The 12,521-nt window shown below is 50.3% G+C and carries 15 protein-coding genes; 1 reads left to right on the forward strand and 14 read right to left on the reverse strand.

Annotated elements, in window-relative coordinates; all coding sequences use genetic code 11:
- Window positions 1-5 precede the first annotated feature (5 nt).
- The 12 genes from EHSB41UT_RS22875 to EHSB41UT_RS22930 all read right to left on the reverse strand — a co-directional run bounded on the left by EHSB41UT_RS22875 (window position 6) and on the right by EHSB41UT_RS22930 (window position 9,405).
- Entirely contained in the window at window positions 6-1,181 is a 1,176-nt protein-coding gene (locus tag EHSB41UT_RS22875; RefSeq protein ID WP_415837496.1) for a glutathionylspermidine synthase family protein, read from the reverse strand.
- A complete protein-coding gene (locus tag EHSB41UT_RS22880; RefSeq protein ID WP_087113190.1) occupies window positions 1,181-1,756 on the reverse strand; it encodes a DUF1190 domain-containing protein in 576 nt (191 codons plus the stop codon). The genes EHSB41UT_RS22875 and EHSB41UT_RS22880 overlap by 1 nt, the downstream gene beginning before the upstream one ends.
- Before the next feature lie 10 nt (window positions 1,757-1,766).
- A complete protein-coding gene (locus tag EHSB41UT_RS22885; RefSeq protein ID WP_087113191.1) occupies window positions 1,767-2,180 on the reverse strand; it encodes a DUF350 domain-containing protein in 414 nt (137 codons plus the stop codon).
- Window positions 2,181-2,244: 64 nt separating this feature from the next.
- On the reverse strand, window positions 2,245-2,892 hold the full coding sequence (locus tag EHSB41UT_RS22890; protein ID WP_087113192.1) for a DUF2491 family protein: 648 nt from the start codon (window positions 2,890-2,892) through the stop codon (window positions 2,245-2,247).
- 29 nt (window positions 2,893-2,921) lie between these two features.
- Window positions 2,922-3,626, reverse strand: a complete 705-nt coding sequence (locus EHSB41UT_RS22895; RefSeq protein ID WP_087113193.1) for a PspA/IM30 family protein — start codon at window positions 3,624-3,626, stop codon at window positions 2,922-2,924.
- 18 nt (window positions 3,627-3,644) lie between these two features.
- Window positions 3,645-4,103, reverse strand: coding sequence for a YjfI family protein (locus tag EHSB41UT_RS22900; protein ID WP_165767381.1), 459 nt, complete (start codon window positions 4,101-4,103; stop codon window positions 3,645-3,647).
- A gap of 329 nt (window positions 4,104-4,432) precedes the next feature.
- Window positions 4,433-4,762, reverse strand: coding sequence for a helix-turn-helix domain-containing protein (locus EHSB41UT_RS22905; protein WP_087113195.1), 330 nt, complete (start codon window positions 4,760-4,762; stop codon window positions 4,433-4,435).
- A gap of 10 nt (window positions 4,763-4,772) precedes the next feature.
- Complete coding sequence (locus EHSB41UT_RS22910) at window positions 4,773-5,264, reverse strand: hypothetical protein (RefSeq protein ID WP_087113196.1); 492 nt, start codon at window positions 5,262-5,264, stop codon at window positions 4,773-4,775.
- A gap of 215 nt (window positions 5,265-5,479) precedes the next feature.
- Window positions 5,480-6,778 carry an OprD family outer membrane porin gene (locus EHSB41UT_RS22915; protein WP_087113197.1) on the reverse strand — a complete coding sequence of 433 codons (1,299 nt, stop codon included), beginning with the start codon at window positions 6,776-6,778 and terminating at the stop codon, window positions 5,480-5,482.
- Between the two features lie 207 nt (window positions 6,779-6,985).
- On the reverse strand, window positions 6,986-7,714 hold the full coding sequence (locus tag EHSB41UT_RS22920; protein ID WP_087113198.1) for a tetratricopeptide repeat protein: 729 nt from the start codon (window positions 7,712-7,714) through the stop codon (window positions 6,986-6,988).
- A gap of 80 nt (window positions 7,715-7,794) precedes the next feature.
- Entirely contained in the window at window positions 7,795-8,085 is a 291-nt protein-coding gene (locus EHSB41UT_RS22925; RefSeq protein ID WP_133060639.1) for a hypothetical protein, read from the reverse strand.
- A gap of 3 nt (window positions 8,086-8,088) precedes the next feature.
- Window positions 8,089-9,405: a reductive dehalogenase gene (locus tag EHSB41UT_RS22930; protein ID WP_087113200.1), complete on the reverse strand. Its 1,317-nt coding sequence runs from the start codon at window positions 9,403-9,405 to the stop codon at window positions 8,089-8,091.
- 259 nt (window positions 9,406-9,664) lie between these two features.
- Between EHSB41UT_RS22930 and EHSB41UT_RS22935 the strand changes: the two genes are divergently transcribed.
- Window positions 9,665-10,585, forward strand: a complete 921-nt coding sequence (locus EHSB41UT_RS22935) for a LysR family transcriptional regulator (protein WP_087113201.1) — start codon at window positions 9,665-9,667, stop codon at window positions 10,583-10,585.
- Between the two features lie 87 nt (window positions 10,586-10,672).
- Here EHSB41UT_RS22935 and EHSB41UT_RS22940 read toward each other — a convergent pair whose 3' ends face one another.
- Both EHSB41UT_RS22940 and EHSB41UT_RS22945 read right to left on the reverse strand, forming a co-directional pair.
- A complete protein-coding gene (locus EHSB41UT_RS22940) occupies window positions 10,673-11,527 on the reverse strand; it encodes a carbohydrate ABC transporter permease (RefSeq protein ID WP_087113202.1) in 855 nt (284 codons plus the stop codon).
- A complete protein-coding gene (locus EHSB41UT_RS22945; protein ID WP_087113203.1) occupies window positions 11,524-12,396 on the reverse strand; it encodes a carbohydrate ABC transporter permease in 873 nt (290 codons plus the stop codon). The genes EHSB41UT_RS22940 and EHSB41UT_RS22945 overlap by 4 nt, the downstream gene beginning before the upstream one ends.
- Between the last annotated feature and the right edge of the window lie 125 nt (window positions 12,397-12,521).

A 12,521-nucleotide genomic window follows, 5' to 3' on the forward strand; every position in this document is an offset into this window, starting at 1 on the left:
TCTTGCTAATCCATAATCACATGGGGCACAAACCGGCTGGTATCACGGGTAATAATCGAGTCATCTTCCCGGATCGACATACCCGCCGCCTTATCACCCACTACCCAGCTACCAATCAAGGTGTGATTCCCGGCAAATACCGGCAGCGGATGGGTCTTCTGGATAATAAAACCGGAATCGTCGTATGGGCCTTCGGCATAGGCGACTTCTTCCCCGTTCTCCATCACTGAGATATTGGCGCCTTCACGGCTGAAGATCGGCTTATGAACAAAGCTATGCCCGATATCATCACCGGGAATCTGATCGGCAAAATAGGAGGGCAACAAATTCGGATGGCCTTTATGCTGCTCCCATAGCAAAGGCAAAATACCCTTGTTACTAAGAATGGCTTTCCAGGATGGCTCATAGAGAAGAGTGTCGTTTTTACCCAGGTAAGGGCCAAACTTCTCCTCGAACATAAACTCCAGCGGATACAGCATAAAGATGGCGGGGATGGTCATATCATTGATATCGGTAAACCGGCCCTGCTCGTCTATCCCGATATCTTCCACATAACTGAAGCCTGTCGTCAGCCCTGCCGCCACAGCACAGGAGCGGAAGTAATCCACCGTACCCAGATCTTCCTCAGTGTCCTTGCAGCAGGCAAAGTACAGAGGGTTGCGCCCCAGCCTAGGCATCTGCTGGTTCAGCACTCCGACAAGCTTTTCCTGCAGACTGTTGAACTGATCGGTACTGCCCGGCAGGATACCACGCTCAATCAGCTGATCCAGCCACACCCACTGGAAATAGGCAGTTTCGTAAAGACTGGTCGGGGTCTGGGCGTTGTATTCCAGAAACTTCGCCCGCCCGCTTTGGGGATCGAAGCTGAAATCCATCCTCCCATACAAATGCGGGTCACCATTTTTCCACGAGTTACAGACCAGATCCCAATAGGTTTCCGGAACCTGCAGCCGGGTCAGCATCGCTTCAGAGCGGACTACGCGATCCACCAGATCCAGACACATCTGATGAATCTCTTCAGTCGGCTCCTCAATTTCCTGCTCAACGGCATTCAATGAGAACCGGTAATAAGCCGACTCATCCCAATACACATCACCATCAATGCTGGCGAAGCGGAAACCCAACTGCTCTGCAGTCTGTTCCCAGTCATCCCGTGGAGCAATAGCCACCCGTTCCATCATCAACCTCCCCAGCTTTTACCGCCGCCCCAGGAACCACGGGCCGCTGCGGAGCTGCCAAAACCGCCACGGGAGAGCGTGGTGGTTTTCACCGAAGGCTTGGAAACACTTTTGGAAGGCACCATAACCTTGCCGGTCTTATGAATGGAACCAATACGCTTGTTATCTGCCGTCCGATAGTTGCCCCGATCATCCCGGGAGCGATAGACCGGCTGGGTATACACATCGATATCAATTTCATTGTCATCGAAGTAATTGTCGGCACTGCGACTTAACAGACCGCCCACTAGGAATCCGGCCATTGCCGGAATAAAGTAACCCTGACGGTTAACCAGACAGGCACTGTCAAAATCCGATTCGCAGTCATAACGTTTCACATAACGGGGAGCGACCTTCTCATGCTCCAGAAGAGCCTGCTTCTGGGCATCTTCACAGGCGTCCTCATCATTACCTGCGTAAACACAGCTGGTAATATTCGGGAACACCTGCGCTTCAACGGCCTTGTCACCACAGCCGGTTAACGTCAATGGCACAGCACCAAGGACGACCAGTCCCACTTTCTTGGATCGTTTACTCATGGCGCGCTCCTTAATAGCTCATGGACGCGGCACTGAGCAGACCACCGGCAATGGAGGCAACACCCAGGAAGATACCGGCAGCGCGCTCGTTATCCTTGATGCGCTGGGAGATACGCGGCATCACCACCAGCCGGATCAGCAGATAAACCACCAGCTGAACAACCAGGGCAACCAGGCCCCAGACCGCCATATCCACCAGATTGACACTGGCTTCAATCGCCGAGCACAGCGGCAGAACAAAACCAATCAGACTGCCAGAGAAAGCAATAGAAGCGGCTTCATTGTTTTCCTTGATCAACGTCCACTCATGGTGAGGCGTCAGCAGGGTATAAACGAAGCTGAAAATAATAGTGAGCACCAGAGCCGTGCCCAGATAGAGTCCAAAAGCCGGAAGCCCCGAGAGAGAGGTGGCGATAAAATCCATGATGAACCTTTCTTATAATTTGTTTTTCTATTTGATATTTAATGCTTGGTACTAGACGACCGGATCAGAAGATTTCGATGGATGTCATAGGCACATCAACACCCACACTGGTCACGACCGTATACTCATCATCACCGGTAAACTCCAGCGAAGTCAGGGTATATTCCGTGATATCGGACGCCCCTTCAATATTCCGCTGATACAACATACAGAGATGATCGCAGCCATACCCCGCATCATCCCGAGGCTTGACCTTCTCAACCAGATGATTGGGTGACAGCCACTGATCGCCACTGCCCCAGACCCGATCAAAGGTTTTGCCATCAAAGCTGCGCTGCGGACGACCAATCACACCGCCTTCACCAACCCACTGGTCAACCTGCTGCTGACCATTAGGATGTTCGGTGTCGTAAAACGAAAACAGTTTGATATCGTCAATATGACTGGCGGTGATGCCTCCGGTGCAGGAGACCTGCAGAAAGAAATCATCTCCGGTATAGAACCGGTACAGGCGGGCTGACGCACCAAGATCAACGACACCTATCGCTTCAACAATCTGCTGCCCTTCCGGTGGCGAGAACAGCAGGCTGTCTGCCACCATCCGAACCGGCATCATATCAAACGACAGTGCGGCCCCCGGATACAACTCCAGAGGGAACTGCTCTTTAACCGGTTCTGGTGTCGTTTTCTTGCGAAACAGTGATCCCAGCACGCTAACCTCCTGTTATCTTCACCCAGCTATCAACTGGCTTCAGCAGCGGCCTTCTTGGCCTTGATACGTTCCAGAATATCGTTGGCACTGCCAGCGGTGCCGCCAATACCGGCCTCGCGCAGCTTGGCATCCAGATCGGAACCACTGGTTTCAGCATTCAGCTCATCGGCGGCACTCATCTGGGCAGCACGTTCTTCCTGCTTGCGCTTGATACGCTCCAGGGATTCTGTTGCCGTGGACAGACGGGAGTTGGTTCCGGAGTAACGAGCTGCACAGGCTGCCTGGGCTTTCTGAACGCTTTCCGTTGCCTTAACCGTATCCACCTGCTGCTTCATGGTACGCAAATTGGCTTCGGCCTTTTTCACCGCTGCCTTCAGATTGGCGACACTGGTTTCCAGACCGCTGCGCATAGTCTCTTCGCTGTCCAGCTGGGACTGATACTCACCAATCTTCTCGGCTACCTGGTTGGCCAGGTCCATCTCGTTCTTTTCCATCGCCGACATGGCGTGGTTTTCATACTGCTCGATGGTTGCCTTCAGCTCGTTGCATTTCTTCTGGGCCAGACTGAACTTGCCCATAATGGCGGCCAGCTGAGTCTTACTGGAACGCAGTTCGGCTTCCGCATCCCGGATTTCCTGCTCCAGAATACTGATGGCATTTTTGTCGACATAAGCCTGACCTGCTTCCGTCGCCTTACCCCGCAAGGAGGTCAAAATTTTTCCCCAAACACTCATAACAATCCTCCTTGATGATCAGGCCAGTGCCGGCTCTTTAGCCGCAACGGTCAGGTAAGAGCCGTAAGCTTCGGTCATATTGATGGCATTGATCGCCAGCATCTCAATCTCGGTGAGAATACTGTTAAACAATGAGGAGGAGCTCAGAGCACCAAAGGCCGCATAGAACTCCTGACCATTTTCCAGACGCTCGACAGAAATCGTTGATAGCGGGAACAGCTTATGGGTACGGAGAATTTCGGCATTCAGCGCAGCTTTGTCGCTGACCGCCTCTTCCGGGAACAGAAAGGTTTCCACCAGGATCTGTTCACCACTTACCGAGATAAACAGTTCCAGATCGCCCTGCTCCGGCATCACGACCGACAGGCATTCCGAACCATCAATGGCGGAAACCTGCATATCTTCATCGGGGGATTGGCAATGCTCCAGCAGAGCATCCAGTAATGAACTGGCTGTCCATTGATTCTGGCCATTCATAATTGCAGCTGCACTCCTTGTCGCCTTCAGGTTGTTTTCAATTGTTTTTATGTATGCGCTATGTTCGGGGTAAATCCAGACTTCCTTCTTTACCAAACCGAGCATGGCCTGCCGACTGCGAAAACTGGCTACATACTGTGAATTCTTTTTCTGTTTAACCACAGTGATGTTTAATTATGATTGATCACAAATTCATCATTACATGTAAGAATTCATAAGTAAAGACTCTTACATGTAAGCAAAAATCTCGCACCATAAAAAGGATCACTTAAAGGAATAAAAACGCCATAACAAATTAAACACTGACTATGACGCTTTTATTCGTTGAACTATCCGGCACCGGCTGCCGCCAGATAACCTCCGGTAAAACCAAGAATTAAAGCAGCTGCTACCAGTCCACCTACCTTATATTTCAAAGTCTGGTCAACTTCAGGCAATTCAGAATCATTATCAGGCCTGGGAGGCGGCACCAGTTTTAACTGGACTATCTCAACTTCAAAGACACTGGCCAGCGCCTGCAGCGTATCCAAAGAACAGTTGCCATAATTCTCTGCCCTTTGCACCGTGCGCAGGCTGAGTCCGCAGGCATCAGCAAGATGCTGTTGGGTCCAGGCCCGCTCCTGTCTTAATTGTTTGATGTTTTGTGCATTCACTTCCATGGGGCAAGGCTCACCCCTTCAATGTCTGAACAAAGTGATACACGGTCTGGCCAAAATCATTGCCGGCCAGATAGAGCTCCTTAAAACCCTGCACAATATGAAAGAGCAGATTTCCTGCACCATAACCGGCCAAAAATAGAAACAGCAGCGTAAAAAACAGGGTTTTAAACGGGAATTTCTGAACCAGACCCTTTTTCTGCTCGCCCAGAATCTGAAAACCTTTGCGTAGAGTGCAGCTTATCTGCCCGGTTAACAGCTTTTCCGTCCTGATAATAATTTTGTATTCCACACCATCAATCTGAAAGGTGTGCCGCGCATCCATCTTCAAGAGATTGCGAAAGTTGGAAACAATCTCATCATCAACAAAGACTGTTTCCTGACCGCTGATGGCACTGCAGAATACCGCGACATTGTGACCATCGACTTCAAAATAGAACCAATAGCCGTTGGTAATAGAAGCCGTTTGTGGCTGAGCATCTTTTTGATGGGAGTAAGCTGTCATTTATTATTCCTCGTTAGAATGTGCAGCTTCATCATTGCTAACATCTGGTCGCTAATATACGTCGCGACTATGACAGTCTCAATATTGCCATATGAAAGGCAACTGTCACATCAAGTAACCCATTGAAATTATTGGAATTAATTTTTAATGTGAATTTCATTGGTAAGAGCCCCGCCCCGACTTTAATAGACCGGAGCGAGGGTACATTTATTTTTTTAGTAGAACGACTTGCGGTAAACAATGGTCAGGCGTGTGTCCAGCATGGTCTGGGTACCACCCTTCGCTTTTTCCTCTTCATTGTTCTGGATAACAAGATTGGCAGCCAGTCCTTTCAGAGCCGGATTCTGAACCGCATAATTAATGTTCAGATCAGTCGCCTTGTCGGTCAGGGTCTTGTTATTGTTGTTATAGTCTTTCCAGTCACCCTGAGTGTGCCGGATAAAGTAGGAGAGACCCGGCACATAGGCACGCAGGTTATGACCAAATTTCAGGGAGTGGGAATCCATATCATTTTTGTCAAAGCTCATACTGTAGATATGGTTGGATCCACCCCACTTGGTGAAGTCATCACCACCCGCCCAGCGATGCCAGCCATTTTTGTAAAAGGTTCCTTTCAACGCTTCGCGGAAACCTTCGGCATCTGAAACTGTCTGGAAGCTGTAACTCAGTGTGTAGTCGCCATACTGAGCGGTGAGCATGGATGATGCAAACCAGGAGTAATCGTCTCCGCCTTCCTTCACTTTGTCCTGGGTTTTACCTGTGAGCTTTTTACCGAAGTAGCGGTTGTCCAGAGCCAGCTTTACGCCATCAAGCTGCCTGGTAATAACACCACGCAGCCAATAGTTATTGGAGTAATCATCCTGCTGACCGGCAGACGCTTCAATGCGGGAGCCCGATGCACCGAAGTTGTAATCAAAACCGGCCAGGGAGATCGGTTTCTTTTCACCATCAAGGCCGTAATCAACAAAGTCGCTTTTGTTACGGTGATTACCGCCGGTGATATAGGCGCCATAAACGCGACCTTTGCCAAAACCCCATTCTGCATTAACGGCTTCAGTCAATCCCGGCGTTGTGTAAGCGTTATTATCATTCAGCAGCGGGTAGTTAATCATGGAACGACCTGCCTGAATAAAGCTTTTCTCGTTAAAGTGGAACCTGGCGCTTATGCCCAGCTTCTGATAGCTGTCCTGATCACCATCCTCATTGATTTCGAGCAGATCCAGGGTTTTGCCTTTGCCGGACTGGCCATGAATCTTGATGGACTGATAGTAATTAGCGCTCAGGCTGATGCGATCAAACAGTTTCCCCGTGGTATACATCAAACGTACCCCCTGGGCGAGACCAGCTTCATCCCCCAGAGCCGGGTGGTTGTCACGATCCCGGTCAATACCAACTGTTTTCAGTTCCATATTAAAGGAACCGCCAGTCAGAAAGTCTGACATTTCGGAGGCAACAGTGCCCTGAGAAGCTGCTGCTAAAATAACAGCACAGGCAAGGCTATTCTTTTTAAACATACAATGTGATCTTGCAGTTATGAAAGCGCAAAGGACGCTTGGTTGAGAGACAGGGTCACTCGTTCTGATAATCAGTCTCAGAAACAGAAATACCCCGGATTACATTAAGAAAGAGAGATAAATGGCATCCCTGCCCACTTCTTAATTGTTAAACAATTCAAATATCTGCTGTGTTGAAGACGCATCACCTTACAGCGTATTAAGAGGTCAGCCTTTGGCTATCGTATTAATGGCACTTCGTGCTTCTTCCAGCTCTTCTGCCAGACTGGCTTGTAGCTGCTCCCCCCTATCCGGGTCGAGCTGTTGGAGCTGTTCAAAAACCTGCAGAGCTTCATGGTTGCAGTCGAGATGCTTCAGGCTCAGAAACTGGATAACAAGTGTCTCGACGCTGACTTCCCCATCCTTGTGCAGAGTATCGATGTCCTCCAGGGCACGATTGAAATCATGCATACCCATCAGACAGGTTGCCCGGTTAATGCGATAAGCGACGTTGTCTTCCTGCTCCAGGACGAAAGTAAAATCGGCCACCGCATCTGCCATGCGGCCATGGGCCTGAAGCGCCAGAGCACGGGCAATACGCACCGGCAGTTCCGGCAGTTCGCTGTTGAGGGAACGATCAAAGTAAGTGATCGCGTCCTCATAGTTATTCATCAGTGCCGCTGTTTTTCCGGCATAGAAGTAGGCGGTGGAAAGCGTTGGGTCCAGCTCAATAGTCCGCTCGAACAGTTCCAGCGCACAGGTGTAATTACCCTGGCGTACATGGCAAATAGCCAAGTTGAACGCCGTGGAGCAATGGGCTGGCTCCAATTGCAGAGATTCCGCCAGAGCTGTTTCTGCTTCTTGCAACCGCCCACTATTCATCTCTTCTATCCCCTGATAAAAAAGCTGTTCAGCACGGTCGGATGATGTTTTCTGGTCTGAGATAGAAGAAGTCATGAGGGCAGAGATACAAATGATTAAAAATAAAAGCTTTAAGTCACTTAAGGTGTGTAAACCTCAAGTGACTTAAGACCCGGTTACTGTTTCCAGGCCAGGCGCATACCCATTACAGCGAGAATCAGGCCCGGGAGGAAGATCACCAGCACACTCATGGAAGCGGACTGTGGTTCTTTTTCCAGCACCGAGCTGACGGCCCAGGCAACATCAAAGATCATTGTGCCGCAGCCGGCAGCAACCAGTGCCAAAGAGAGCCAGCTGGCCTCAAGCTTCCAGCGCAGCCAGACCAGCCCCTGAAAGGTGGCAAGGCAAAGCACACCCAGCCAGAAGAACAGCACTTCAATACCTGAAAATATTCCTAATCCGGACATGACTTAGCCTCCAAATCCATCATATTCACGACCTTTAGCATCCCAGAATACCGCCGGGGCAGAGGTATTGAATGTCTGACCGTAGCCGTGTAACAAATCCATATCCGCCATGAATTTGTGCAGAGGTCCAGGCAGAATCGTATTCACCTTATCAATCAGACGGTGGTGCCAGAAGTACGGCTTGTTGTACGGACAGGTGGTGACACAGCTACTGCAGCTGGTGTTGGAATCCGACCAGTACTGCAGGCAGGTATCACAGTTGACATACCACTTGCGTATGCCCGGGTTGCTGAACCCCCAGTCCTGGCCATCATCCGGCGGCCCCATGGATGGCTCTTTATCATGTGGAATGGACTTGGACGGGCAGTTATCCGCACAGTGCATGCAGTTTTTGCAGAAACTCTCAACACCAAACGTGGTTGGCTTGTCGTAGTACTCATCCAGTTCCAGATCGGTATAGATCTTGCCCAAACGCAGTCGTGGGCCGTACTTATGATTCACCAACAGACCCATTCGGCTGTTTTCACCGAGTCCGGCGGCAATCGCATAAGGAATCGTCAGACCGTAACCGTTGCCTGGACCAATGGCATGGAAACCCAGCTTGCTCAGGAACGACACCATCTGCAGCGCCGTTTTACTCATTCGGGAGTAACCGTCTATCTGGCTGGCATCACCCAGTGGCGACGGGGCGGTACGCATGGTCTCGTAGTCAACTTCATAGCCGAGAACAATAACGGTCTTGGGTACAAAGCCCATGACATCCTCGGTTTTGTGGTACTTTTTTCCTTCACGTACGTGGGTATAGTCCCAGCGAGGGTCGTGACGGGTTATACCGACCAGATCGGCGCCAAAGTGACGGGCAGCACGTTTGATAACGGCATGAGCCATGGCGCTGTCTTTGAAACGAAAATCCGGGTTGAAAGCTGCCGGCTTGAAAACCTTTGGCAAGGTTCCCTGGTACGCTGGCGTCAGGTTGATCAAGGCGTTGTGAATCTCTTTCGACGCGACTTTCAGTGCCCAGTCGTAAGAGGTGTAGCCCGGCCGGTTCTCTTCTGGCTTGGGTTTTCTGTGAAAGGATTTCCCGGCCCGGGTAAAGCGGTTAAAGGATGTATCAGCTTCGCTGAAGCGCTTGTAGTCCGGCGAAATTTTCATCGGGAATTCGTCGTGTTTGACGACTCCGATTCCGTCTTCCCGAGCCTGAGCAGTAGCTGGCAGGGCTGAGGTCAGAGCAGCCGCTGTACCAGCCAGCCCCAGTTTTAAAAGATTACGGCGATCAAGTCTGGCTTCGTTGCCAGGAGCCTTTTCGTCTGTACTGTTCAAAAGGGAAACCTTTCAAGGTGTTTGAGAGAAGAGTCTCGTCCAACCGCAAACAATCACGGTTCCTGTCTACCCACAGCACGGCTTAGGGATTTAGGCAATGGGGTTGTCCCTAGATTTCAACACAGTCGCCAGGTGCCTAGAACATTTATTCCTACATAACAGCTATGCAATTTCTGCATCGACAAACAGTGATCTTGAGCAGTATTTTCTCACCGGCTTAGAGCTATAGTGCGCCGTTTTCCCTTACCTCAGTCCGAACATGAGCTTCCCTTTTGATACTCTGCGAATGTTCTGTGTGCTCGCAGAAAAACGCAATTACACGACAGCAGCTGAAGCTTTGAATATCAGCCAGCCAACCCTGAGTCGTCGAATCCAGCAACTGGAAGACACGACAGGTATGGCACTGGTGCATCGAGGTCAGACTGTCGAGCTTACGCGTCAGGGAAAGGAGTTTCTGGACTATTGTCATCGAACGACAAGGGACTGGGAGAAGATGCTCAGCATCATCCACTACGATGAGCAGGAATTGCGAGGAGAAGTGACAATCGGGCTTTTGCATCCTATGGCACGGATTATGAGTCAGGGCTTTCTGCAACGATTCAAACGACAACATCCCAATATTCATGTCAGCTTGAAGACCATGCATCCTGTGCATCTCCATAAAATGCAGGACTGCGATCTGATGGTCTCTCCGTTCCTGCCGGATGACCAGCGGCTGGTTGCCAAGCCGATGCTGTATTACGAACGGGTTTTCTGCGCCTCTCCCGATTATCTGAAGCGCCATGGCACACCCCAAACACCACACGAGCTCAAGGGTCACGCTTGTATTACCCATACTAATTCCGCCACGACCGAGCCCCGCTGGGAGTGGCAAAATCGGGAGGGTAAGCAGGACTCTGTGAAAATCAAAAGTGTGATGGCCAGTGACTCGATTGATATATCCATCAATCTCGCGGTATCCGGCATCGGGATTGCCTACCTGCCAAGCCGTCAGATCAGACATCTGGTCGAAAGTGGCGCACTGGTTGTGCTTTTTGAAGGTAATGCGTATCAGGAGGGACAGATGTACTGCATATACAAATCCCGCCACCATCTACCATTGCGTGGACGGGTGTTTATGAAAGAACTGTCAGACTTCCTACAAGATACCTATGCCACTATGCCGGCTTTTCTGGCATAGCTTTCAGTTCCTAAGCTCCTTGTATAGAGGTGTAGCGGCTCGGAAAAATTCACGAAGCCGCTTTTTTGTCTTACTTCAAACAAAGCTTTATTTAATCCCGGCACGCATAAAAGACTGCACAAACTGCTTCTGAAAAATCAGAAATGCCGCCAGCAAGGGGGAAACGGCAATCAATGTTCCGGCACAGATGACCGGCCAATCCACTCCGGATTCCGGCGCCCCAAAAATAGCCATACCCACCGTTAACGGACGACTCGCCTCAGTATTGGTCACCACCAGCGGCCACAGGAAGTTATTCCAGTGATAACTGATCGATACCAATCCATAGGCCAGATAAACCGGCTTGGCCTGAGGCACATAGACCCGCCACAACACCTGCAGACGGTTACAGCCTTCTACCCGTGCCGCATCATCCAATGCCTGAGGCACCATCGCAAAAGTCTGGCGCATCAGAAAAATACCGAAGGCACTGGCCATATAAGGCAAACCAACACCTGTCCAGGTATCGATCAGATTCAACTCAGCCAATGTCCGGTAGTTCTCAACGATCAATACCTCCGGCATTACCATCAGTTGCATCATCACCAGAGCCATCACGATCCCCTGCCCTCGAAAAGGCACTCGCGCCAACGCATACCCCGCCAAAGTACACAGCACCAGTTGGCAGGCCAGAATCAGGGTGGTAATCCCCAGTGTGTTAAACATATAAGCGGCAAAGGGTGCCTGCTCCCAGGCAGAAACAAAGTGTTCCAGTGTCAGCGGCGCAAAAAAATCAAATGAAGTCGTGTATTCCGCCGGATGAAAAGCCGCCCAGAAGGCAAACAGTAATGGCAGAATCCACAGCAGTCCCAGCACCCAGGCCGCCAGCTTTTCTGCCCAGGATATCTGCTCATGCAAAGATTGATGAACGGCGGCCGCATCGTTTTTTAAAAGACTGATCATCGGTAATGCACCCGCTTATCAAGAATTCCAAACTGCACCCAGGCCAGCAAAGCCAGGATAATCAACATCACTGAGGTCAACGTCGCCGCATAGGCACTATCAAAGAAACTGAAGGCATTCTCATAGATGTAATACAGCAGCAAATTACTGGCATTATTTGGGCCACCCTTGGTGAGAATAAACAGGTGATCCACCAGCTTAAAGGCATTGATCAAAGCGTTGATCAGAATAAACAGTGTCGTCGGCATTAGCAGAGGCCAGGTAATACGACGAAACACCTGCCAGCGGCTGGCATTTTCGATGGCTGCCGCTTCGTAAAGGGAGTTATCAAGCCCCTGCAGCGCAGCCAGATAGAAAATCATAAAGAAGCCTGCCTCTTTCCAGATGGTCATCACCATCAGGCTGGGCAAGGCAAAGTCCGGATCACCGAGCCAGTTCTGACCGTCAAAGCCGAACATATTCAAGACATTATTAAACAGACCAATTTCCGGCGTATAAAAAAACAGCCAGATATTGGCAACCGCAATCATCGGCAGAACCGTGGGGGTAAAATACGCCAAACGTACAATCCCGCGGCCGGGCAATCGGGCATTCACCCAGAGCGCCATCACCAATGCCAGCACAATACTGACCGGGACAGTGACTATGGCATACCAGGCATTATTCCAAAGCACCTGCCAGAACACTTCATCTTCATAGAGATACTGGAAGTTCTCCATCCCGACAAACGACGCAGGATTACCCCCTCGGGGATTATCGTAAAAACTGTGCAGCAGGGTTTGTACGGCGGGAATATGGGTAAAGGCGGCCAGCATTACCAACGCAGGTAATAACAGAAGCCAGGCGTGTAACTGCTGGGTTTTATTCATAACAACAATAATTATTCTTTTTAAAGCCGCTAACTCAAATATTCAAAGGACCGGATTCCGAATTAGCTTTTCCAAAGGTCAGGATGACCTGAGAGCGCTCCGGTGCAGGGATAGCACCGTCAGCG

This window comes from Parendozoicomonas haliclonae, assembly GCF_900174585.1.
Classification (GTDB): domain Bacteria; phylum Pseudomonadota; class Gammaproteobacteria; order Pseudomonadales; family Endozoicomonadaceae; genus Sansalvadorimonas; species Sansalvadorimonas haliclonae.

Coding starts and splice junctions, on each gene's coding strand:
- EHSB41UT_RS22875 (WP_415837496.1), bottom strand. CDS start 1,181: ATGATGGAACGGGTGGCTATTGCTCCACGGGATGACTGGGAACAGACT.
- EHSB41UT_RS22880 (WP_087113190.1), bottom strand. CDS start 1,756: ATGAGTAAACGATCCAAGAAAGTGGGACTGGTCGTCCTTGGTGCTGTG.
- EHSB41UT_RS22885 (WP_087113191.1), bottom strand. CDS start 2,180: ATGGATTTTATCGCCACCTCTCTCTCGGGGCTTCCGGCTTTTGGACTC.
- EHSB41UT_RS22895 (WP_087113193.1), bottom strand. CDS start 3,626: ATGAGTGTTTGGGGAAAAATTTTGACCTCCTTGCGGGGTAAGGCGACG.
- EHSB41UT_RS22900 (WP_165767381.1), bottom strand. CDS start 4,103: ATGAATGGCCAGAATCAATGGACAGCCAGTTCATTACTGGATGCTCTG.
- EHSB41UT_RS22905 (WP_087113195.1), bottom strand. CDS start 4,762: ATGGAAGTGAATGCACAAAACATCAAACAATTAAGACAGGAGCGGGCC.
- EHSB41UT_RS22910 (WP_087113196.1), bottom strand. CDS start 5,264: ATGACAGCTTACTCCCATCAAAAAGATGCTCAGCCACAAACGGCTTCT.
- EHSB41UT_RS22915 (WP_087113197.1), bottom strand. CDS start 6,778: ATGTTTAAAAAGAATAGCCTTGCCTGTGCTGTTATTTTAGCAGCAGCT.
- EHSB41UT_RS22920 (WP_087113198.1), bottom strand. CDS start 7,714: ATGACTTCTTCTATCTCAGACCAGAAAACATCATCCGACCGTGCTGAA.
- EHSB41UT_RS22925 (WP_133060639.1), bottom strand. CDS start 8,085: ATGTCCGGATTAGGAATATTTTCAGGTATTGAAGTGCTGTTCTTCTGG.
- EHSB41UT_RS22935 (WP_087113201.1), top strand. CDS start 9,665: ATGAGCTTCCCTTTTGATACTCTGCGAATGTTCTGTGTGCTCGCAGAA.
- EHSB41UT_RS22940 (WP_087113202.1), bottom strand. CDS start 11,527: ATGATCAGTCTTTTAAAAAACGATGCGGCCGCCGTTCATCAATCTTTG.
- EHSB41UT_RS22945 (WP_087113203.1), bottom strand. CDS start 12,396: ATGAATAAAACCCAGCAGTTACACGCCTGGCTTCTGTTATTACCTGCG.